Genomic DNA, 21,569 nt, shown 5'->3' on the forward strand with positions numbered 1-21,569 from the left:
TCCCCTCCCATCAAGACTTATCTTCTTTAAGGGCAGCTGCAAGAATTGCCTCTACTATCTTTTTATAACCTGTACATCTACATAAATTACCATTAATAGCTTCTATTACTTCCTCTTCAGTAGGAGCTGGTTTCTCCATTAACAAGGCTTTTCCAGACATAATCATACCTGGCGTACAGTATCCACACTGTAGCGCACCATTATCAATAAAGGATAGCTGTAGTGCATCTAGCTCTGTCCCCTGCGACAGACCCTCAATTGTCAATATGTCCTTTCCATCAGCCTCCACCGCCAGCATTAAACAAGCATTAATGGGCTTTTTATTAACAAGCACTGTACAGGCTCCACACTCACCTGCACCACATCCCTCTTTTGCTCCAGTCAAGTCAAGGTCTTCCCTTAATACTTCCAGTAGTGTTCTGTTAGGTGCAACAGTCATGCTAATTTCTTCATGATTCAATGTGAAATGGATATCATATTTCATACAATTGCCCCCTTTATATAACTAATTCCTTTAATCCACGCTTAACAAGAACCTTTATAATATCCTGTCGATGCACCCTTGAAGCTCTAACATCATCTATTGGCGAAGCTTCATCAAGTGCTAAATTCGCTGCCTCTTCTATAACTATTTCTGTTAAATCCTTATCTCTTAAATACTCTTCTGTTCTTCTACAACGAATTGGGGTAGGTGCTACTGATCCAAGTGCAATTCTAATATCTCCATCAATTTTTGCTATCGAGGCGCACACGGTAGCTAAATCAACCGCATCTCTTCTGGCATGCTTCTGATATAGACCTAATATCTCTTTGTAGGCGGGTATTCTAATGCCCACAACAACTTCTCCAGCCTTTAAGCAGGTTTTTCGAACCGAGATAAAAAAATCATGGATAGAAATTTCCCTTTCTCCACCAGGACCAAAAATTTTAACAAATGCATCCAATATAAGAAGTGGTGTTGCTGTATCTGCAAGTGGTGATGCATTAGTTATATTTCCCACCATAGTTGCTCGATTTCTTACCTGACATGACCCTACTGTGTGGGCAGCTTCAGCAAGTATTTTATAATTACCAATCACATACCTGTTATTCATCATATCATTCAAGGTTGTACAGGCACCCACTGTTAAACCATTATCCTCACAATAGGATATCTCCTTCAGTTTTTCTATTCCTTTAATATCAACAACTATACTTGGACAACTACGTCCTTCATTCAAGGCAACAATCAGGTCAGTGCCACCATTTAGTATCTTTGAGTCACCATATTCCAGCAGTTTTAAACTGACTTCTTCAATGGTATTTGGTTTGAAATATTCAAAGGTCTTCATAAATACACCCCCAACTTGTTCTATTATTTAATAATAGCTTTCTTATTACATCTCAAAAGTAGTAAGAACAATGATCAAAATCATTTCATGCTATAAAATTAAGTTGAAATTATTAGTTAATAATTTCGTCAAAACCTTATGAAATCATTTGTTAAAACTATCTAAATTTGATATGCATTTTTGGTATTTATTTTGATATTATTTTCTTAATATTCTTACTCTTTCCTTTAATATATTTTATCATATATAGATGATGCAATAAACATATACCTTTCATTGAACAAGCAATGTTTTATATTATTATGTTAAATTTCTAAAACAAACCTTTTAAAGTTTGTATTTTTACAAATTTTATGTTATAAAAAAACTAATGTTTTACTATGGAGGAAGTTTTATGTTATATAAAGTATCTATTGCTCTTATTGTTATTTTATTAGGTTTTGCCTTCTTTAAGTACACTGGATTAGTTGCCCTTCACAATAGGGTTAGTTTCAAATCAACTGATATTTTTAAAATGGACTTACCTAAGACTATTGAACACTTATAAAGGTATTTAAAAAATTATTTGTGCTATTTTTTTACAATTTTATTTTATTGAGAAGGATTACAAAGATAACTGTAGAATTACTACTAATAGATACATTATAAAATATAAAAGATTTAAGGGGATATTGGTATGGAAAGCAATAAAATTTTATCTAGTGATGTAGAAGGTATCTTAAACAGTATACCAGGAGTACTTTCTACAAAGGTTGTCTTTAACGATAGTGAAGACATTGAAGAACTTCATGTGATATCAACTACAGGGCGTAATCCTAAGCAAATTTCTAGGGATATTCAGTCCATAATTTTTGCTAAATACGGCTTGAACTTCGATCATAAAAAAATTAGTATTGCTCAAATCGACGCTTTAGAAAAAATCAAAGCAGAAAAACGAATTGAAATTGAAGAGATTTTTTACACAGTAAATGGCAATGAGCTTAAGGTAGGAGTTAAATTAAAGCGAAATGATACGGTTTATACTGGCATCGACGAAAGCCTAAATACTACCAATAACTCTTATCGCGTTATTGCCAACGCCACATTAAAGGCTCTTCAACAGGTGGTTTCCGAATACTGCTTTTTTTCAACTGAGGATGTGGAGATAATTTCTATAGGTAAAAAGGAAGTGGCTGTTGCCGCCATTTGCTTTGTAAGTGGATCCCATGAGGAAATGCTTGTGGGTACTGCAACTGTTAAGGGTGATTTAAGAACAGCTGTTGTTAAAGCAACCCTAGATGCCGTAAATAGGAGATTAATAAGCTTAGTTTGTGATTAGTTTTTACTTAGTCAGCTTTTGTAATTTAGATCGACTGCCAAAACAAAAACCAAAACAAAATTGCCTTTCTTAGCGAAGTGTAGCCGCCTACTGCTCTAGCGTCGCAGTGGAGAAATACATGGGGAGGCTATATTAATGACAGTTTTAACAGTAATCGTAAATGTTTTGTTGAGTGCTGCTGCTCGTTTATCTTGGTGGTAAGTATTAAAAACTTTAGTCGATCTAAATTACTTAAATTTGGAGGAGTCAGTATGGAGCATCTACCTAAAAATGCAAGATTGTATATCATTTTTATTATATCTTTAGCATTTATTTTTGGCATCTTACTTTTACTCAATTACACAGTACCAACAATACAATCTTTTTTATTGTTTTTGTTTCTATCATTTTTAATGGAATCTATGGCAGTTCTTATGCCAAACGGTGTTGCTGTCTCTGTAGGTTATGCAGTGGATTTAACTACAATGATAGTACTAGGTCCCCTGGGGGCGGCACTATGTTCATGCTTTGGAATGATGTTGCGTTACACAAAAGTTTCAAACGAAGATAGGCGCCATATAGGTAATACCCCTTTATATAAAACTCTCTTTAACGGTTCACAGTGTTTGTTATCAATAGGTCTGGCTTCAATTGTCTACTATAGCTTCAACACTTCAGTTGGCGATCCATTTTTCTACCTTAATATTGTACCGTTGTTTACTGCTATATTAACTTACTTAATAATAAACACTTCCATTATGACCAAGCTTTTTTCTATTTTACATAAACAATCCTTTAAAGAAATGTTTGTTAATAATATAAAATGGACCTTACCTAACTCCTTTGTTATTGCAACATTGGGGATTTTTATAAGTATTTTATACCTTCACTATGGAAGTATGATTATGTTGTTATTCTTCGGTCCTTTAATGCTGGCACGACATAGCTTTAAAATGTATTTGGATATGAAAAACCTTTATATGGAAACAGTATATGCCCTTACTAAGGCGGTGGAGGCAAAGGACCCCTATACCGATGGTCATTCTAAGCGGGTTGCAGAACTATCCGTTAGACTTGGAGAGTTTATGGATTTGCCCCAACAAAAAATAGAAACAATTAAAACTGCTGCTCTACTACATGACATAGGAAAAATAGGTATAGAGGATTCAATACTAAATAAAGCAGGTAAGCTAAACGATTATGAAATTGATAAGATAAAATCTCACCCTGCCATAGGGGTTAATATATTAAATGAAGTTGATTTTTTAAAGGATGTTAAGCTATTAATTTACTGTCATCATGAAAGGTATGATGGAAATGGTTACCCAGATAGATTAGGAGGCGATGACGTGCCTAAGGAAGCCTACATTTTGTCGGTGGCCGATGCCTTTGATGCTATGACCAGTGATAGATCCTATAGAAAAGCTATGGAGGTTACAAAGGCTCTATCCATAATTCAAGAAGAGGCAGGACGTCAATTTCACCCTGAAATTGCATCACTTTTTTTAAGAATGCTTCAGATGGAAGAGGATAAAAATAATAGTGAGGCCATTACTATATAAAAAGGGTCTCATTTTTTATGAGTATGAGTATATGTTAATATATATTAGTATCTTCTATTAATAAATGGTATACTATATGATAGATTAAAATTGGAGGTTGTAAGTATGAAGCTATTTCTTTACTTTATTATATTTGCAATGCTTATTGTTATAATTCCTATAGCCTTTCGTTTGTCTGTATCACTGGGGGAGAAGATAGGAGAAAAGGCAGTGAAAAATCACGAGGAAAAAAACAAAGGCAAAAATAAAAATTCAAATAAAAAAAAATAATCGGGGGTAAAAACCCGATTATTTTTATCATCTTTATTAATTTATATTTAGTACCATCCTCTAAGCTTCATAGAGTCAGCAATTCTCTTAATTGACATCATGTAGCCAGCGGTTCTCATATCTACTTTGTGCTCTTCCTTTAAAGACCATATATCATCAAATGCTTTAACCATTAGTTTTTCTTGCTTTTCTTGTACTTCATCAAAGCCCCAAGTATATCTCATTAGGTTTTGTACCCACTCGAAGTAAGATACTGTTACGCCACCTGCATTAGCAAGGATATCTGGTACTACTACAATACCTTTAGAGAATAGAACTTTATCTGCTTCTGGAGTTGTTGGTCCATTAGCACCTTCACTAATAATTTTAGCTTTAATATCGCTAACATTTTTTGAAGTAATTTGATTTTCAAGTGCACATGGCATTAATATATCAACATCCATTACTAATACATCATTTCTATCAACTTCTTTAGATGCTCCTGGGAATCCTTTAACGTTCTTATTCTTAGCTGCATATTCAATTAATGCAGGAATATCAAGTCCATTTTCATTAATAATACAGCATGAAGAGTCAGAAACACCAACAACCTTTGCACCCATTTCAACTATATATTTAGCTGCGTAGGTTCCAACATTTCCAAAGCCTTGAATAGCTATAGTAGCTCCTTCTAGTGGTAATCCGATTCTTTTAGCAGCGTCTCTAGCCATGATAGCAACACCAAATCCAGTTGCTTCTGTTCTACCTAAAGATCCATAAAAGCTTACAGGTTTTCCTGTGAATACACCTGGTTCAAATCTACCAGTTGTTTTTTCATACTCATCAACAAACCATGCCATAACTTGTCCGTTAGTATTTACATCAGGAGCAGGAATATCAATTTTCTCTCCAATGATTGGTGCGATAGCTCTAGAGAAACCTCTAGATAACCTTTCTAACTCTCCTTGGGATAATGTAGAAGGATCTACAGTAATACCACCTTTACCTCCACCATACGGAACACCTACAACACCGCACTTGAATGTCATCCAAGTAGATAATGCCTTAACTTCATCTCTTGTAACATCATGATGGAATCTTACTCCACCTTTAAATGGGCCTACAGCATCATTATGTTGTGATCTGTAACCAATAAAAGACTTAACACTTCCATCATCCATCTTTACAGGGATAGAAACTTCTAATACCCGCTTAGGATTTTTTAAGATTTCAAACACTGCAGGGTCTGTACCAAGTAAGTCACACGCTGTCTTTACCTGTTGTTGGGCAATTTCAAACGGATTTAAAGTTTTTTCAGACATTTTTTGATACCCTCCTATGTATAATTTTAAATGTAAAGCATTTGGGTGTACTTTGTACACTATTTTAAGAGGCAATGCCTTCTTAAAAACGTTTTCATTGTTATTTTTATAACAATACTGCAACTCATAATATGTACTAAATCTTTTGTCAGAATTTTTATAAAAAAAACCTCTGTAAAGTACTAAAGCAGGGCAAATTGCCCTCCTTTTCCAGTCTCATATGCATTATATCATATTGACTCTAAAATTGTAAACAACCTACTCATGTATATATAAATTTTTAACAAAAATATTTACTGATAATATGTTTAATGATGTCATTTCTTCTATTTCATATCTAACCTGACTCTGAACTCCTTCAATTAAGGTTTTAATAGGATTCCCATAGACTGCCACAACCTCTATTTCAATTTCAATACCTTCTGGGTAGGATTTAATATCAATATTACTTATTTTTTTTATTCCTATTGCTTTATTAGATACATAAAATATTAGCTCCCTTATTACTCTATCTGATATTGTATATTTCCCCATATAACTAAAGGTTGGTCTAACTACAGATTTTTCATGAAGCTCCTGCACCTCACCTATCCCAAGCTTACGTAGGACCTTCAATGGATTCAAAAAATAACCTGAAAAATCCTTCTTTATTTCAAAGGTAGGAACAGGGATAACATGCTTACCTTCCCGGGTTCTATATCTTCTAGCTATTTTTATTTCATCATTAGAAATATAATCTTCAATATATACCTTTTCAGTAATATCTCCTAAATCTAAGGTTCTTACTATTGATTCAACCATTTTATCTGAAGTTCCAAGAATAAGTATACCTTCGGGGTTTTCTCTATTAATAATGTTTTTTATTTCATCCCTATGGGAGGGATTAATGAATAAAGCCCTCTTGACAGCTGCCATCTTTGAACGCTCTCTTTTAGCAGACGTACCACCTAATACTTTATTCCCTTTTATTAATAACCCATCATCAATAATATATTCAATGATTTTTTCTCTAGCTAAAGATATTGCATGATAGCTTTTACCCGTCCCACTAGACCCTACCAAAACAATTATTCTCATTCGGTAACCTCCCACATTTTATAAATCTATTTTATCATAGTATGCACAAAATCAAAAACTCAATTAATATACAATGATAATCATTATATATTGGTGTTTTTTTCTAAAAAAGCATACATTTCATTGTTTCCTTTTTATTAATGTTGGTATAATACTTTTGTACACATTTTAACTATATTTCAAAGGAGGAATACATATGGCCTATGTAATTAAAGATTCTTGTATCAGTTGCGGAGCCTGTGAGCCTGAGTGTCCAGTTGATGTAATATCTGCAGGAGATAGCATTTATGTAATCGATGCTGATGGATGTATCGATTGTGGAGCCTGTGCAAACGTATGTCCTGTTGATGCACCAGTTCCAGCAGAATAAAAGATTCAAGTTAACAAGGGGTAGAATTTCTACCCTCTTTTTAATTCATAGGATTATACATAGCTTATTATAATATAACAGGAGGATATACTGATGCGTTTAATAAATAATCACAAAAAATTTTTTTTAATATTATGCTTATCACTATTTATTTTAACAGCTTGTCAACAAAATAAAACAGAAGGCGTCAATAATGAGGATTTATTGTCAGCTTCAATAGAAGTAATGAAAAATGTTGATAGCTATGTTGCCGACACTCGTGTTGGCCTAGTGGATCAGGAAGGGGTTTTAACTGATCAGCTTATGGCTACAATAACCTATCACAATAGTCCCTTTAGCTATTCTAATCTACAAGAAATGCAAGCTTCTTCAAATGATGCTGGTATTGTAGATGACCTACAGCTATATTTACTTGTTAAAGATGATGTTGCCTATATCTATAACTCAATTACAGGTATTTGGCTGGATGACGAAGACGACAAGTTAATTGGAAGTATTAAGGAACTATCGAATATTTTTGGCAGCTTCGAATCAAACTACTTCATTGATCTTGAAAATGTTGAAACCAAAGATAATAGGGTGACCATAAGAGGTAATACTAATAGTTCTGCATTTCTTCATAACTTAATGCAGGCTATAGATGCTGAGGCTACAGGAGCCTTTGAAACGGTAATTGATGAAAACACTAATTTTATGGAGTCATTTCACTACACAGTTGACATTGAATCTGAAGGTAAGATGACAAAGCATCAAATTGACATTAGTTTAAAAAGCATTAATAATGCTCCTGAAATTGAAATACCAGAATCAGCCTTATACTAGACATGTACAAAACCGCCAGTATTTATTTACTGTCGGTTTTTTTACTTAGCATATCTATTTTAACTAGAAATTTTAAAATAGCTTTTTCCTCGTTAAAGGTAAAATCATTTAAAAGAGAAAATAATATCTCCTTTTCTACACTGATTACTTGTTCAAATGTTATTTTACCTCTTTCTGTTAGTTGCAATATTTGTACTCTTTTATCGTCTTCCGATTTTTTCTTAGTTAGGTATTTACTAAAATACAAACGATTAATGGCTGTATTCATTGTATTTCTATCAATGTCAAGCTCCTCAATTATTTCATACATCTTCTTTTCCTGTTGGTCTCCTAATAATTTAAGTATAAATAATTCTAAAAAAGAGAAGGTATCTCCATTATATTTAATACCCTTTTTATCTAAAACCATAGTGCTTAATACTAATTTTTCAACATATTCATGAATCTGTAAATAATAATTACGCATATTATCACCTTTTAACTATTCAATCTACCTATTACTTATTTAGGTATTCCTTTTCATTTAATAAATAAGATAGAATAAATAAACTTTCACTTAAATGTACATTTTCTACAGTTACATTACCTGGCACTTTAATATCTATTGGTGCAAAGTTCCAAATACCGCTTACATTTGCTCGGGTTAGTTTATCAGCAATATCCTGTGCTACTTCCTTTGGTGTACAAATAATGCCAATTTCAACGTTATTCTTAATGACATATTCCTCAAGAGCGTCGACATCAAAAATATCAATATCTCTTATTTTCATACCTATAAGTTTGGGGTTTACATCAAAAAGACCTAGAAGCTTGAATCCATATTTCATAAAGCTAGGATAATTTGCAATAGCCTGCCCCAGGTTACCAGCTCCAATAATTACGGTTGTATAGCTTTTATGAAGTCCTAGGATTTTGCTAATTTCATTGTATAATTCTTCTACATTATATCCATAGCCCTGCTGTCCGAACCCTCCAAAGCAATTTAAATCCTGTCTAATTTGTGAGGCTGTAAATCCAATCATTCGACTTAATTCTCTAGATGATATTCTGTAAATCTCTTTATCCAATAAGTCCTTTAAATATCGATGGTACTTAGGTAATCTCCTTATTACCGCCATTGACACATCAGCATAATCTCTATTCATAATATTGCCCTCCTATCATGTTAATAATATTGAAAATTCAGTTTATTGATCATATAAAAAATAGGGTGTTTTTATTTTTATAGGTTTAGCATGACCCTATTAACAGGTAGCTTATTCTAATTTTTATGCAAGCACTCAACTTTTTTCCTGCATAGGATAGCTACTATTATAGCAATCTGGTAGCCAAATGTCAATTTTTACATATTAAAAATATCATTTTTTTTAGACTATTTTATTTATGTTAAGAAATAATCTTCCTCTAAATACTCTTATTTTAAATTATAATTAACTAAAAATCAATACAAATTAGAATATTAGCACTTATTTATTTATATAAACATTACATTATATGTGATTTGTTAATTAGTACCCCTTTATTCATACAGTTATTTTTGTTAAAATGTTTATAGTAAGAAGGCCTTAGGAGGAATACTTATGATTATCTTATCCTGTAACAATATATCCAAATCCTATGGTATTGACACTATTCTTAAGGATTTAACCTTTAGTATTCAAAAAGGTGATAGAGTAGGCTTAATTGGCGTTAATGGCGCAGGTAAATCTACTCTACTGAAAATATTGACAAAGCAAATATCCTATGACAATGGAGATTTATTCATAGCTAAATCAACTACTATTGGCTACCTTGAACAAAGCTCAATATTTGCTGAAGACAAAACTGTTTTTGAAGAAGCCCTTTCAATATATCAATTCCTTATAAATATAGAGAAAGCTCTAAGGGAGAAAGAATTAGAAATAGCTTCTCTAAACCATGAGAATAGTTCAGATACACTTATGGAAGATTTAATGAACGAATACGCTTTATTAACTGAGGATTTCGAGAAAAATAATGGTTACGGTTATCAAAGTGAAGTAAAGGGAGTTTTAAAAGGTCTTGGTTTTTGCGATGATGATTTTGATAAACCAGTTACCCATTTGAGTGGTGGAGAAAAAACAAGATTATCTCTAGTAAAGCTGCTTCTATCTAAGCCTGATATACTTCTTTTAGACGAGCCTACAAATCATCTTGATATACAAGCTGTTGAATGGCTAGAGGGCTTTCTAAAGGATTATGCAGGTACAGTATTGATGATTTCCCATGACCGCTTCTTTTTAGATCAGTTAGTTACAAATATATTTGAAATAGAAAATCATTCAATTTCCTGTTATAAGGGCAATTATTCTACCTTCATGGAGAAAAAGCGAGCTGATATTGAGCAACAGCTTAGAGCATACCAAAACCAGCAGCAGGAAATTAGTAAGCAAAAGGATATAATACGCAGATTACGACAGCATGGAACGGAAAAGCTAATGAATCGTGCTAAAAGTAGAGAAAAGCAATTGGATAAAATTGACCAAGTAGAATTACCTCAGCAATATAAAAAGAAGGCAGGTATACATTTTACATCTCAAGTAAAAAGTGGAGAGAATGTTCTTTTAGTTAAAGAATTATGTAAATCCTTTGATGAGGATAAACTTTTTGATAACGCTTCTTTTCAAATATATCGCGGTGAAAAAGTGGCTCTAATTGGACCTAATGGAATCGGTAAGTCAACTCTCTTTAGAATACTTCTCAATGAAGTTTCTGCAAGTGGTGGAGAATTTCAGTTGGGGCATCGTGTAGATATTGGGTATTATGATCAAGAACAACAGAATCTTAACTCAAATAAAACACTAATTAATGAAATATGGGATGAGCACACTGGTAAGACCGAAACTGAAATCAGAACATTATTAGGAAGATTTCTATTTCATGGAGATGATGTTTTTAGGCCAATCTCTACCCTAAGTGGTGGCGAAAAAGCTAGAGTTTCACTTTTGAAGCTTATAATGTCTAAGGCAAACTTTTTGCTTTTGGATGAGCCTACTAATCATCTTGATATTCATTCTAAGGAAGTTTTGGAGGATGCTCTTTGCAGCTATGATGGTACTATATTAGTTATATCACATGATCGTTATTTCCTAAACCGTGTATCAACAAAGATTATTGAGTTAACATCAAATGGCACAGAGGAGTATCTAGGCAACTATGACTATTATCTATATAAAAAGAAGGAAAAGCTAGAGGAATCCTCAATCAATACTATAGAGGAAAAAACTAAAACGCAATTGAAGGAAGAACGCCGAAAAGAAAAGGAAGAATCAAATCGTTTAAGAGATATAAAGAAAAACCTAGAAAAACTAGAAGCTAGTATTATTGAAATGGAAGAAAGATTGTCAAATTTAGAAGCCTTGATGTGTCAAGAGGAGATCTATTCTGATCCTGAGAAAAGCAAGGAAATCAACCTGGAAACAATAGCATTAAAGGAAAAACTGCAAATTTTTTATGATGAATGGGAATCTAGTATTGACATTTCTTAGTAAACCTAGTAAACTAATTCTGTTAACCATTTTATTATTTAGGTTAACAGAAGGAGGGCTTTAATATGAATACTAAAAATATGATACTTGTTTCTTTTTTTGCTACCATTACTGCTATTTGCTCGCAAATTGCTATTCCATTGCCTACACCTGTCCCTTTTACATTGCAAATATTTGCTGTATGCCTATCGGGTGCTGTATTAGGTAGTAAACTAGGAGGAATGTCACAGCTGGTATATCTATTATTAGGCGCTATGGGACTTCCTGTTTTCGCTAATATGTATGGTGGTTTATCGGTTTTAGTTGGACCAACTGGTGGCTTTTTACTTGCCTTTCCACTGGCTGCAGCATTAATTGGATTCATGCAGGAGAGAAGGCAAGGTCTTCTAACCTCCTTTTCCTCTATGATTCTGGCACTTGCAATTATTTACACCTTAGGGGTAATCCAGCTAAAGCTTGTGGCTTCTCTAAGCTGGCAGTTGGCATTTGCATATGGTGCTGCACCTTTTTTACTCCTTGATATAGTTAAGGTAGGTATAGCAGCTTTAGTTGGCAAATCCATCAACATAGCTCTACTTAAAAATAATTTACAGCCCTATAATAGTAAATGAAAACAGTTTACAGCTCTATAATAGCAAATTAATAATGCTGCTCCAGCCTTTGCTGGTGCAGCATTATTAATTTTAAGCATTTCAATCAGTCAAACCAATTATATTGTAACACTATTTCTTCAACATTCGAATCCATAGAAATTTTTCCATTAACTCTTGTGTAATTATTCTTATCTGTATCGAAAATAAGCACTATGTATTCTTCGGGTATATACCATCCAATTAATATATCATCAGAATGGCGACTTATCATTTTATCATATAAATCATCATATATGCCAAAAACCTCTGTTGCATTATCTCCCACCTTCGCTCCCATCTCAGTCTCAAATGCAGAGGAGGAAAGAACTATTTTAAGCACACTTTTCGATTTAACACCAAAGGAAACAGTTATTCCTTCTTTATATGTCCATTCAATTAAATCTTCTCCTATGTAGTCGGCATCATCATGTATTATTGTTTCATCGAATCCCAAGCCTAGTATCTCTACCACCCTTGACATTGAATCGCCTAAATGAATTCCTCCAAGAGCAATTTTTGATGATTGCCTCAATCGGATTTCATCCTCATTTTCTATATCAGCCTCACTATTTACTTCATTTATGCCTTCTTCACCATCTTCTTTATCAGTCTTATTCTCCTCATCTACTACCAAATCAATATCTGTATTTTCATCCTGGTTTATTTCTTCATTAACTATTTCTTTACTATCCGATTCTTCATATGTAGGCCTACTATTATCAGTACAACCTATCGCCAGGACTATAAACAAAAAGATTAGCAACCCCATTAAATGATTTTTGACTGAATATTTTTTTCCCATTTTATTCTCCTTTTTATAGTATAAATTTTCATTGTTCCCGTTTATAGTAATATTTTTATAAAGGTCATATATTATAAATTAATATTACCATATATTGGTGTGTAATACCATTAAAAAGTTAGACTAGACAATAATTTATTCTATAATAATACATTTTTCTCAGTATAGCGACGATTACATTTATTATGTTAACTCGATTTATGTAGAATTTCATATATATTTGTTGCATATTATTTCAATGAAATTTTTATCCACATTTGTCCACACAATATCCACAGATTCCACATAGTTATCCACATTTAATAGACTTCTTATTAAATAAGCAACCATTTTCTCCACAATATCCACAGTTTTCAATTATTAAATCTGTGGATATAATATGTATAATTGACTGAATAAAAATACCCCTCCATTAATTTAATGGAGGGATTATTAATTTACATAATTATGTATTTATGATTATGTTTCTTTTAGTGCAAATTATTTCTGATTAAGTATTTCTTTCAACTCTTTTATAAACTCTTCATTTTCATTGTTCTTTTCTAATAGTGCATTAATAACCTCATGCATATTATCAATAATATTCAATAAATCCATTTTACTCATGTCTCCATCGACCTTTTTCATCCAGGATAACATTTCCATCTATATTCCCCCCATAGTGATATTTGTACATCTTGATTATATCATAGGGTTGTTGTGGATTTATACCGGCAATATAGTGTATCAATTTCAAAATTTCCCATTTTTAATATCGCTCTCCCAGTTTCAAATTTGGAATAGCATTTATATCTAAATGTGATTCTAAGCCTTTTATATAATCATAATACCCTACACAGCCAATCATAGCTGCATTATCAGTACATAGTTTTATTGAGGGATATTTAAAGGTAATATTTTCATTTTGACATCTCTTAATGAATAGTTCCCTTAGCCCACTGTTGGCAGCTACACCCCCAGCTAAGCAAACTGTTTTGATCCCCATTTCCTTTGCACAAGAAATAGTTTTTTCTGTTAAAACATCTATTACAGCTTCCTGAAAGCTTGCAGCTACATCTGCTATATCGATGGTTTCTTCCTTCATTCTCTTACTGTTCAAATAGTTGAGCACTGCCGATTTTAGGCCACTGAAGCTAAAATCATAGCTTCCCTCCTCTAAAAATGCTCGTGGAAAGTTTATTGCATTTTTATCTCCTTCCTTTGATAGACGATCGATTTCTGGTCCACCTGGATAATTTAATCCTAGTGCTCTTCCAACTTTATCAAAGGCTTCTCCTGCAGCATCATCTCTGGTTCTTCCCAATACTTCATATGACCCATAATCCTTCATTAATACTAAATGTGTATGTCCTCCTGATACCACTAAGCAAATGAAGGGTGGTTTTAATGTAGGATCTTCAATAAAATTAGCATATATATGTCCTTCTATATGATTTACTCCATTTAGCGGTATTCCGAGGGCAAAGGATATTGCCTTTGCTGCAGATAATCCAACTAGAAGCGCTCCTACTAAACCGGGACCATATGTGGCTGCCACATGGGTAATATCATCAAAGGTAACCTTGGCCTCCGACAAAGCTCTATCAATTACCTGGTTTATATTTTCTATATGCTTCCTTGAAGCCACCTCTGGAACAACACCACCGAATTTTTGATGCTGATCTATTTGTGACGCTATAATATTAGATAATATGTATCTACCGTTTTTTAAGATACTAACAGAAGTTTCGTCGCAGCTTGTTTCTATTGACAAAGTAATTATATCCCCCGACTGTATCACATTCATTGATTTAATCTCTCCTCTTTTGCTTTATGCTATTATTATAACATTATAGCCTTATATTAGGAATTTTTATAGGTCTTCTCTTTATTTTGAGGGCTATTTTTTGTATATGGGTAAATACTATTACAAAGGAGTTGATCTAATGGCAAAAAGACGAAATAATAGGAAAAGGCATGTAAGCTTTACAGAAAGACTAGGTACAGAGAATGTGATGCCGGATGGTATGCTGGAGTCAGTAACCCCAACTACAATGGCAATATTATCGATGGCTAAGGACGCACCGGAACCCCCTGAAAAAAATAATTAATAAAATATAGGTAGCAAATGAGTCAGAAGTTACTTCTGACTCATTTAATTAACACTACTCCTCCATTAAACGTTTTTCTCCTTCTAATTTTTTTATACCAGCAATGTTCTGAGTAACTTCCAGTGTCCCCATAAAACTCCCCTCTTTATCTCTTACTGCAAAGTACTGTATATAAATGAACATTCCCTGCATTTGAATCCAGAAATCAACATGATCCTTTTTCCCTGATTGAAAATCACTAACAATCTTTTCAACAACATGTACACTTGATGGTGGGTGACAATTTTCTACCTTTCTTCCAACGATTGCTTTTGTTCTAGTAAAAATTCTCTCCTTACCCTCTGAAAAGTATTTTACTATATTATCTTTATCCACGAAGGTTATATCTAAGGGTAAGTGATTAAATATAGCACTTATTTCTTCAAGCTTTAGTATCCCAGTGTCAAATTTCAAGTAGCCTTGAGTTGTTTTGCTTTCATTTAATTCATCTTTGGCCTTATCCTCTATCTCTGATGGCTTCCATTGATTCTCTGGCTCAATTAGACAATATCCTATTTCTGAGCTTTCACTTAGAATGTATCCCCATTCATCTACAGAAAGAAGCTCTAGGGCTGTAGGGAAAAGAATATTTTCTTCTTTGTAAATCATGGACTGTATAGCTTCAACCAGTTCTTCAGTTTTAGTAACTAAATCCGATACATCTCCATTATCATCCTGTAGCCCTTTAGTTAATAGAATTCCCTCCTTAAGCATTCCTCTAATATCATCATCAATTCCCCACATTACAGATGTAGGTCCTGTAAATTCATACTTCTCTAGGTATGGGAATAGTAGGTTTTCCTTCCTACTATAATGCTTCTCAATATCAGATAGCTGATTAAAGCCTTCTCTAAACTTCAAAAGCTCTTCCTTAATGTTTTTACTCTTAGCCTTCAATGTATCTAGGGCAGGAAGAATTATTAGGTCTATAACCTTTTCAATTGCGCGATTTTCCTGTCTAAAGGTATAGATAGGATGTCCTGGCACTGTATCGGAGGTGGGAGCTTTATCTAAGCTCTCTTTAAAGACTGTTACATGGACATCACAAAGACGTTTTACCTCACTTACCGGTACTCCCTCTGTAATTAATGCCTGTTCCATTTCAGCTATCTCTGTAGCTCCTATATTATCAATAAGCTGATTAAACCTTGTCTTTACATCATCCACCGATTTACCTTCATGTAGCTCCGTAATTAGTTCCTTAAGAATCTTTTTTCTCTCTTCTCTGTTATTAATAAGCTCACTCATATAATTCCCTCCTAGTAAAATTAAAAATTGAAATTAGCGTTCTCTAATGCATTCAAAACATTTTTCAGATTAATCCCCTTCATTTTACAGCCTTCAGGTATTGTCATTAATCTTCCTGCGGTTTTTCGTACAACAGGGTTTTTAATATCTTTAAATCCTTCACTTACCATTATTTCAATAATTTCTGGATACTCTTCAGTTAGTTCAAATACATTCTTGTTCAAATCTATTTGCTTCATACCCGTCCCTCCATTTATCAACCATATTTTGAATATCTATGGGTTTATTTTATACATATTCTTCCTAAATATCCGTGATTCAAATCACTATGATGTAAAAAGAATTAGTAATAAAAAAACAAGGTAAAAAGGCTACGGTTTATTTGTAAATAACCATAGCCTTTTTACTATTTTTAGATTTGCAATTTTCTATTTTTCGCTTTAAATTATGAACTTCTATTTTATTAGAGTACTACTTTACTTTTTCATTACTCATTTCACATTACTAATTACTCATTGATTTAATGTACTGGAGATATTGGATCTATCTCATCATTCTCATGTTTATAATATCTTTTTATCATAATGAGTATTGCGCCAATTCCTGCAACCATCACAAGCTTTGAAGCCCACCATCCAGCAAAAGGTATTAATAATATTGCTTCTATTAAAATACTCCCAATTAAAAATGAAACAACAGGATGTGGAGATTCTTTATATATTTTATGGCCAAGCCAAATTTCCACTGGAATCTTTGCTAAGTATAACAATATACCATACAAAGCTAGTAGAATAAAACTAATAGGTATTCCAATAATCATAATCATTAATATTATAGCTGCAACTGGCACACCAATCAATATACTAAAACCTATTACTATATTAATCCATGATTTTTCTTCTACTATTGCAGCAGCCCTTATTAAAGGTTTCTTAAATATTAATATAGTAATGCTTCCAATTATTAAATATGCTAGTAAAAATACAATTTTTCTAACTATTGATAAAGCCCTCCACCTATTTTGGAAATTTTCAAATTGACTTAGTATCCCTAAAGTTGATGGATAGCGATGTTCAATTGTCCCTTGAACAAATTGTGGATCAATGAATTGTTCTTCTTCGCTTACATAAATTAAATTCCCTTCTATTAAAGCTCCAGGCTCTAATTCAATCCTTCTTGCATTTATTAATACATTTCCCTTAATGTTACCACTAATTATAGCACTACCTACTACTCCTCTTATATCGCCTCCAATAAAGCCTTTAATATTAATAGTATTTGCAAAAGCATGAACACTTCCATCTATAACACCATTATCATTTATTAAAATATGGTTGGATAGAATTGATGCATTCCTACTAATTTCACCATCAATAATTATATCTTCAGCTGCTATACGTAGGTCTCCCTTTACATTTCCCATCTGCTTAAAGCTGGAAGCTAAGGATATGATATCCCCTTCCACCATACCATAATTGGTAATTTCGTTACTAACAGTAATTAAATCGCCAATTATAATACCTCTATTTTGAATGTATTCATTGGCTCTAATATAATCTCCTTCGATAATTACATCCTCTTCAACTATACTGTAAAGACCTCTTTCATCTTCCTTGCCAAAGGTAATTAAAGTTGCTGCTACAATAATAATTAACCCACATAAAAGAAATCGCCTATACTTCCAAAATTTATTCTGCATTTTTATCATTTCCCTCCCGAATAAGGTTCGGATTAAAATCTCCCTTTGGTGGTATAGCTGGAGGTATTTTTACCTCACCAAACCTACTGTCTACAACCTCTCCCATTCCTACAAACTTCAATGCCATAGTAAATAATTTACCTATAATAGTTATTTCAATGAGAATATAAACAATTGTACCGACTAACAATTCCAGCATTATACTCCAATTATTACCGATTCGCTTACCAATACCTCTTCCTATGGCTAGTTTAGCAGTTGTATTTCCAGCAAACTCTACCAATGACAAGGCAGGTATTAATAGTACAACCAATGGTACTCCGATTACGATAATTACTAAAATTGCTGCCAAAACAAATGCACCAAAATATACCAACAAGCCTATCAAAGCCTTTTTTCCTATATCAAAATTAATATTGGTAGCCATCCTATCAAACCTATCATTGAAGAATAAAACCGCTACCACAGAAAGTATATAGGCCAATATTTGCTTAATTAATATCAAAGTTGCCAATAAAATGAAAAGTATTCCAATAGGAGGCGCTCCTACAGGCATTATTCCCATTACATTAATTCTGTCACGATATATAACTCCATCATTGGTAATTCCATGTCCCAGTATAGATATAGCATCTCTATTTACTTTAGCATTTTTTGTTACAGTAATACCTCCAAAGATTGCTATAACATCGCTATTTACATTACCATTGACTACTACATTACCAAAAATGGCAACTACATCCTGTCTAACCTCACCATCTATCCATACATCTCCAAATATAGAAACTACATCGCTCACAGAATCTTCAGAGGATACATGGACACTCTTAAAAAAGCTAACTATTTCTCCACGATAATTTTGATTATATCCCCAAGCAAGAGAAGTGGATAATACAAGTATTAAACTTGCAAATAGTGTAATATTTTTTACATTCAATTTGATATTTCTCACTTCAAACCCCTCCTCTACTGATTTTTTAATATTTTAAATAACGTAGTTTGAATCATCACCAGTACTAAAGTTAATACAAATAGCCCTAAGCTATATACCATCAATGTCGATGTGGTTGCCCGAGAAAATACACTTAATAAAAAGAATATCATCTTTCTAGGATACAGGAATGCAATCATACTATATCCAACTAGCTCTTCTATAACAGTACCTAGTAGCGATAACTGCTGAATAAGCTTTGGTATTTTAGAAAAATTAATGTTAAAGCTATATTCTGCCCCATTTATTACAAACAGCGCTGTCAAGTAGATTATTGTACAAATAAAAACTTCCTTTAGTCCTAATAACCTGGTGGTGGTTTTTTTATACAAACTATAGTCAATAGAGTCCATTACTTTCATTTCAAACCCTGCACTAGGTTCTATCATAGGTAAATCCTTAACACCCTCTACCATTTCTTCAAACAACAAGAATTCTTCACTACAATTTGCACAAACAGCAATATGATGTTGGAGGTCTAGCAAATCTTTATCAGCTATATTTTTATCCATATAACTCATAATTAAATCTGAACTTGTTTTGCAGTCCATTGCGTTTCCTCCTCTTTTACATTTTTTAAGCTTTCCTTTAATATATTCCTTGCTCTATGAATCCGATTTTTCACCTTCGACATTGGAAGGTTTGTACTTTCTGCAATTTCTTTATAGCTTAACCCGTGTTGATGAAAAAGTATTATTAACGACCGGTATTCTATGGGAAGGCTACTTATTGCCTTCTCTATTAACGTTTTGTTATTTTGATGAAAAAATATAACCTCTGCACTAGCACTTTCTTGCTTAGATGATATTTCCTCCTCCAGTGGCATTGTATCTAATTTTTTCTTTCGTAGGCTGTCAATTGTGGTATTGGTTGCAATTTTTAGAATCCAAGTTGAAAATTTATATTGAGGATCATACTTTTTTAAATTGTTATAAGCCTTTATAAATACCTCCTGAGATAAATCTTCTGCCTCTTCATTGCTTTGAACCATCCTATAACACAGTGAATGAACTGCCTTTTTATATCGGGTTACAATTTCTCCAAAGAACTCACTTTCGCCATTGATAATCCTTTGAACAATATCCCAGTCGGACTTACACAAATTAACCACCTCTTTTACTTCCCTCAATAAATATTTACGTAATAAAATATCAAAAGTTTATTTTAAAAATAATGTTTTTTACTAAAACTTAATATTTTTTATTATTGTAACGTATGAGTTATTGTTATAATTTGCTGTCAAAACTGAAATGTCCTTCCCTAAAACACTATTTGTAATAATATTTAATACTCTCTGTTCTTCCTCTTTATCTTTATGCTTTAATAAATTTTCTTCCAGTAGTATCAGCCGGGGTCTACTAACTAAAGCCTTTGCCAGCTTTGTCTTAGCTAAATCAAATTTATTAAGCTCACAGCATTTGATATTCTTTATATGTTGAAGTGATAGTTCATTAAGCCGTTCTTCAATAATCGATTTCCATTTTGTAGGATATATTCCACTGGCCTTCAGCTGCCATCGAAGGTTATCTATCACTGTCTTTTCCATTATTAAAAAAGAGCTCTCTGCTAGGTTAAGGACTTCTCTTTTTCTTAAGGAAGCCCTTTGTAGCATAGAGAACTCTTTCACATTTACGCCCTCAATTAAATAGACCCCCTTTAATGGCATAATTCTTCCTTCAAGCATCCTAAAGAGAGCCTTATATTGTGTTACACTTAAATCTATCAAATTAATCCAAATACCTTTTTCAATTGTTAATTCAATATTATTAAATAATACTCCTTCATTTTCTACTAAACCGATATCAATTAACTTAATCAACAGAATTCAATTCCCCTCTATTGTTTAACTCATCACTTACAATTACACCATCCCTAAAGGTAACTACCCGTTCTGTCATTTGCGCAATATCAGCTTCATGGGTTACTAAAATAACAGTAACTCCTTCTTCTTTATTTAATCTCATGAATATCTCCATTACTTCATTCCCTGACTTTGTATCAAGATTTCCTGTAGGCTCATCAGCTAGTATTATTGATGGTTTATTAACCAAAGCTCTTGCAATAGCAACCCTTTGCTTTTGCCCTCCAGAAAGCTCATTGGGATTATGATGGGTTCTATCCCCTAAGCCTACCCAATCTAAAGCCTCCAGGGCTCTTCTTCGTCTTTCTTTACTGCTCATTTTAGCATAGATCATTGGTAATTCCACATTTTTTAGAGCACTTGTTCTAGGTAATAGATTGAAGGATTGAAAGACAAATCCGATCTTGCTGTTTCTTACCTCCGCCAGTTCATTATCCGTCATCTTGGCTATAGGTTTGTCATCCAGTATGTAAATACCTGAGGTTGGTCTGTCTAAACAGCCTATTATATTCATAAAGGTTGACTTCCCAGACCCTGAGGGACCCATAATACCAATAAACTCTCCCTTTTCTATCCTTAGATTAACATCCTTTAAAGCTGTTACTGCAATACTTCCGTTTTTATAGGTTTTTGTAAGCTTCTTTATATCAATCACTATTATTCACCTCCAT

Annotated in this window: 26 protein-coding genes; 9 read left to right on the forward strand and 17 right to left on the reverse strand. The window is 33.1% G+C overall.

Features of this window, described 5'->3' with window-relative positions:
- Positions 1-10: 10 nt before the first annotated feature.
- The gene (locus BLP68_RS11300; protein WP_091543482.1) at positions 11-484 is read right to left on the reverse strand and encodes a (2Fe-2S)-binding protein; all 474 of its coding nucleotides are present in this window, start codon (positions 482-484) and stop codon (positions 11-13) included.
- A 13-nt stretch (positions 485-497) separates the two neighbouring features.
- Positions 498-1,331 (reverse strand): FAD binding domain-containing protein, encoded by an 834-nt coding sequence (locus BLP68_RS11305; protein WP_091543484.1) that lies wholly within the window; start codon positions 1,329-1,331, stop codon positions 498-500.
- A 394-nt stretch (positions 1,332-1,725) separates the two neighbouring features.
- On the opposite strand from BLP68_RS11305, the gene BLP68_RS21770 reads away from it, so the two are divergent.
- The 4 genes from BLP68_RS21770 (at position 1,726) to BLP68_RS21775 (ending at position 4,460) form a co-directional block, all read left to right on the forward strand.
- Complete coding sequence (locus BLP68_RS21770; protein ID WP_176758985.1) at positions 1,726-1,878, forward strand: hypothetical protein; 153 nt, start codon at positions 1,726-1,728, stop codon at positions 1,876-1,878.
- Between the two features lie 129 nt (positions 1,879-2,007).
- Complete coding sequence (locus tag BLP68_RS11310; RefSeq protein ID WP_091543486.1) at positions 2,008-2,649, forward strand: hypothetical protein; 642 nt, start codon at positions 2,008-2,010, stop codon at positions 2,647-2,649.
- Between the two features lie 251 nt (positions 2,650-2,900).
- Complete coding sequence (locus tag BLP68_RS11315; RefSeq protein WP_091543490.1) at positions 2,901-4,190, forward strand: HD-GYP domain-containing protein; 1,290 nt, start codon at positions 2,901-2,903, stop codon at positions 4,188-4,190.
- A gap of 105 nt (positions 4,191-4,295) precedes the next feature.
- Positions 4,296-4,460 carry a hypothetical protein gene (locus BLP68_RS21775; RefSeq protein WP_176758986.1) on the forward strand — a complete coding sequence of 55 codons (165 nt, stop codon included), beginning with the start codon at positions 4,296-4,298 and terminating at the stop codon, positions 4,458-4,460.
- A gap of 47 nt (positions 4,461-4,507) precedes the next feature.
- Here BLP68_RS21775 and BLP68_RS11320 read toward each other — a convergent pair whose 3' ends face one another.
- Complete coding sequence (locus tag BLP68_RS11320) at positions 4,508-5,761, reverse strand: Glu/Leu/Phe/Val family dehydrogenase (RefSeq protein ID WP_091543493.1); 1,254 nt, start codon at positions 5,759-5,761, stop codon at positions 4,508-4,510.
- A 258-nt stretch (positions 5,762-6,019) separates the two neighbouring features.
- On the reverse strand, positions 6,020-6,838 hold the full coding sequence (locus tag BLP68_RS11325; protein ID WP_091543495.1) for an Asp23/Gls24 family envelope stress response protein: 819 nt from the start codon (positions 6,836-6,838) through the stop codon (positions 6,020-6,022).
- A 196-nt stretch (positions 6,839-7,034) separates the two neighbouring features.
- Here BLP68_RS11325 and BLP68_RS11330 point away from each other — a divergent pair, with 196 nt between their 5' ends.
- Both BLP68_RS11330 and BLP68_RS11335 read left to right on the forward strand, forming a co-directional pair.
- The gene (locus tag BLP68_RS11330) at positions 7,035-7,208 is read left to right on the forward strand and encodes a DUF362 domain-containing protein (protein ID WP_091543498.1); all 174 of its coding nucleotides are present in this window, start codon (positions 7,035-7,037) and stop codon (positions 7,206-7,208) included.
- Between the two features lie 93 nt (positions 7,209-7,301).
- Positions 7,302-8,030, forward strand: coding sequence for a hypothetical protein (locus tag BLP68_RS11335; RefSeq protein ID WP_091543501.1), 729 nt, complete (start codon positions 7,302-7,304; stop codon positions 8,028-8,030).
- Between the two features lie 22 nt (positions 8,031-8,052).
- On the opposite strand, the gene BLP68_RS11340 is transcribed toward BLP68_RS11335, so the two are convergent.
- Together BLP68_RS11340 and BLP68_RS11345 are read right to left on the reverse strand one after the other, a co-directional pair.
- Positions 8,053-8,496, reverse strand: coding sequence for a MarR family winged helix-turn-helix transcriptional regulator (locus BLP68_RS11340; protein WP_091543504.1), 444 nt, complete (start codon positions 8,494-8,496; stop codon positions 8,053-8,055).
- A 31-nt stretch (positions 8,497-8,527) separates the two neighbouring features.
- Positions 8,528-9,175: a redox-sensing transcriptional repressor Rex gene (locus BLP68_RS11345; protein WP_091543506.1), complete on the reverse strand. Its 648-nt coding sequence runs from the start codon at positions 9,173-9,175 to the stop codon at positions 8,528-8,530.
- A gap of 435 nt (positions 9,176-9,610) precedes the next feature.
- On the opposite strand from BLP68_RS11345, the gene BLP68_RS11350 reads away from it, so the two are divergent.
- Both BLP68_RS11350 and BLP68_RS11355 read left to right on the forward strand, forming a co-directional pair.
- Positions 9,611-11,536, forward strand: coding sequence for an ABC-F family ATP-binding cassette domain-containing protein (locus BLP68_RS11350; RefSeq protein ID WP_091543509.1), 1,926 nt, complete (start codon positions 9,611-9,613; stop codon positions 11,534-11,536).
- 65 nt (positions 11,537-11,601) lie between these two features.
- On the forward strand, positions 11,602-12,147 hold the full coding sequence (locus BLP68_RS11355) for a biotin transporter BioY (protein WP_091543512.1): 546 nt from the start codon (positions 11,602-11,604) through the stop codon (positions 12,145-12,147).
- Positions 12,148-12,232: 85 nt separating this feature from the next.
- On the opposite strand, the gene BLP68_RS11360 is transcribed toward BLP68_RS11355, so the two are convergent.
- From BLP68_RS11360 to tsaD, 3 genes are all read right to left on the reverse strand, one after another.
- Positions 12,233-12,970 carry a hypothetical protein gene (locus tag BLP68_RS11360; RefSeq protein WP_091543514.1) on the reverse strand — a complete coding sequence of 246 codons (738 nt, stop codon included), beginning with the start codon at positions 12,968-12,970 and terminating at the stop codon, positions 12,233-12,235.
- 480 nt (positions 12,971-13,450) lie between these two features.
- Complete coding sequence (locus BLP68_RS21780) at positions 13,451-13,615, reverse strand: hypothetical protein (RefSeq protein ID WP_176758987.1); 165 nt, start codon at positions 13,613-13,615, stop codon at positions 13,451-13,453.
- Positions 13,616-13,718: 103 nt separating this feature from the next.
- On the reverse strand, positions 13,719-14,756 hold the full coding sequence (tsaD, locus tag BLP68_RS11365; RefSeq protein WP_091543517.1) for a tRNA (adenosine(37)-N6)-threonylcarbamoyltransferase complex transferase subunit TsaD: 1,038 nt from the start codon (positions 14,754-14,756) through the stop codon (positions 13,719-13,721).
- A gap of 139 nt (positions 14,757-14,895) precedes the next feature.
- Between tsaD and BLP68_RS21785 the strand changes: the two genes are divergently transcribed.
- A complete protein-coding gene (locus BLP68_RS21785) occupies positions 14,896-15,060 on the forward strand; it encodes a hypothetical protein (RefSeq protein ID WP_176758988.1) in 165 nt (54 codons plus the stop codon).
- Positions 15,061-15,114: 54 nt separating this feature from the next.
- On the opposite strand, the gene BLP68_RS11370 is transcribed toward BLP68_RS21785, so the two are convergent.
- The 8 genes from BLP68_RS11370 to BLP68_RS11405 form a co-directional block, all read right to left on the reverse strand.
- Positions 15,115-16,347 carry a DUF438 domain-containing protein gene (locus BLP68_RS11370; protein WP_091543518.1) on the reverse strand — a complete coding sequence of 411 codons (1,233 nt, stop codon included), beginning with the start codon at positions 16,345-16,347 and terminating at the stop codon, positions 15,115-15,117.
- A 20-nt stretch (positions 16,348-16,367) separates the two neighbouring features.
- Complete coding sequence (locus BLP68_RS11375; RefSeq protein WP_091543521.1) at positions 16,368-16,586, reverse strand: DUF1858 domain-containing protein; 219 nt, start codon at positions 16,584-16,586, stop codon at positions 16,368-16,370.
- Positions 16,587-16,867: 281 nt separating this feature from the next.
- Positions 16,868-18,046 carry a bactofilin family protein gene (locus tag BLP68_RS11380; RefSeq protein WP_143003092.1) on the reverse strand — a complete coding sequence of 393 codons (1,179 nt, stop codon included), beginning with the start codon at positions 18,044-18,046 and terminating at the stop codon, positions 16,868-16,870.
- Positions 18,036-18,998, reverse strand: a complete 963-nt coding sequence (locus BLP68_RS11385) for a hypothetical protein (RefSeq protein ID WP_091543527.1) — start codon at positions 18,996-18,998, stop codon at positions 18,036-18,038. Before BLP68_RS11385 ends, BLP68_RS11380 begins: the two co-directional genes overlap by 11 nt.
- 14 nt (positions 18,999-19,012) lie before the next feature.
- Complete coding sequence (locus BLP68_RS11390; protein ID WP_091543530.1) at positions 19,013-19,588, reverse strand: anti-sigma factor family protein; 576 nt, start codon at positions 19,586-19,588, stop codon at positions 19,013-19,015.
- Entirely contained in the window at positions 19,561-20,139 is a 579-nt protein-coding gene (locus tag BLP68_RS11395) for an RNA polymerase sigma factor (RefSeq protein ID WP_176758989.1), read from the reverse strand. The genes BLP68_RS11390 and BLP68_RS11395 overlap by 28 nt, the downstream gene beginning before the upstream one ends.
- Before the next feature lie 81 nt (positions 20,140-20,220).
- Complete coding sequence (locus BLP68_RS11400) at positions 20,221-20,856, reverse strand: ATP-binding cassette domain-containing protein (protein WP_091543534.1); 636 nt, start codon at positions 20,854-20,856, stop codon at positions 20,221-20,223.
- Complete coding sequence (locus BLP68_RS11405; RefSeq protein ID WP_456297606.1) at positions 20,849-21,559, reverse strand: ABC transporter ATP-binding protein; 711 nt, start codon at positions 21,557-21,559, stop codon at positions 20,849-20,851. Before BLP68_RS11405 ends, BLP68_RS11400 begins: the two co-directional genes overlap by 8 nt.
- Between the last annotated feature and the right edge of the window lie 10 nt (positions 21,560-21,569).

Origin of the sequence: Alkaliphilus peptidifermentans DSM 18978 (assembly GCF_900101495.1) — a bacterium.
GTDB lineage: Bacteria > Bacillota > Clostridia > Peptostreptococcales > Natronincolaceae > Alkaliphilus_C > Alkaliphilus_C peptidifermentans.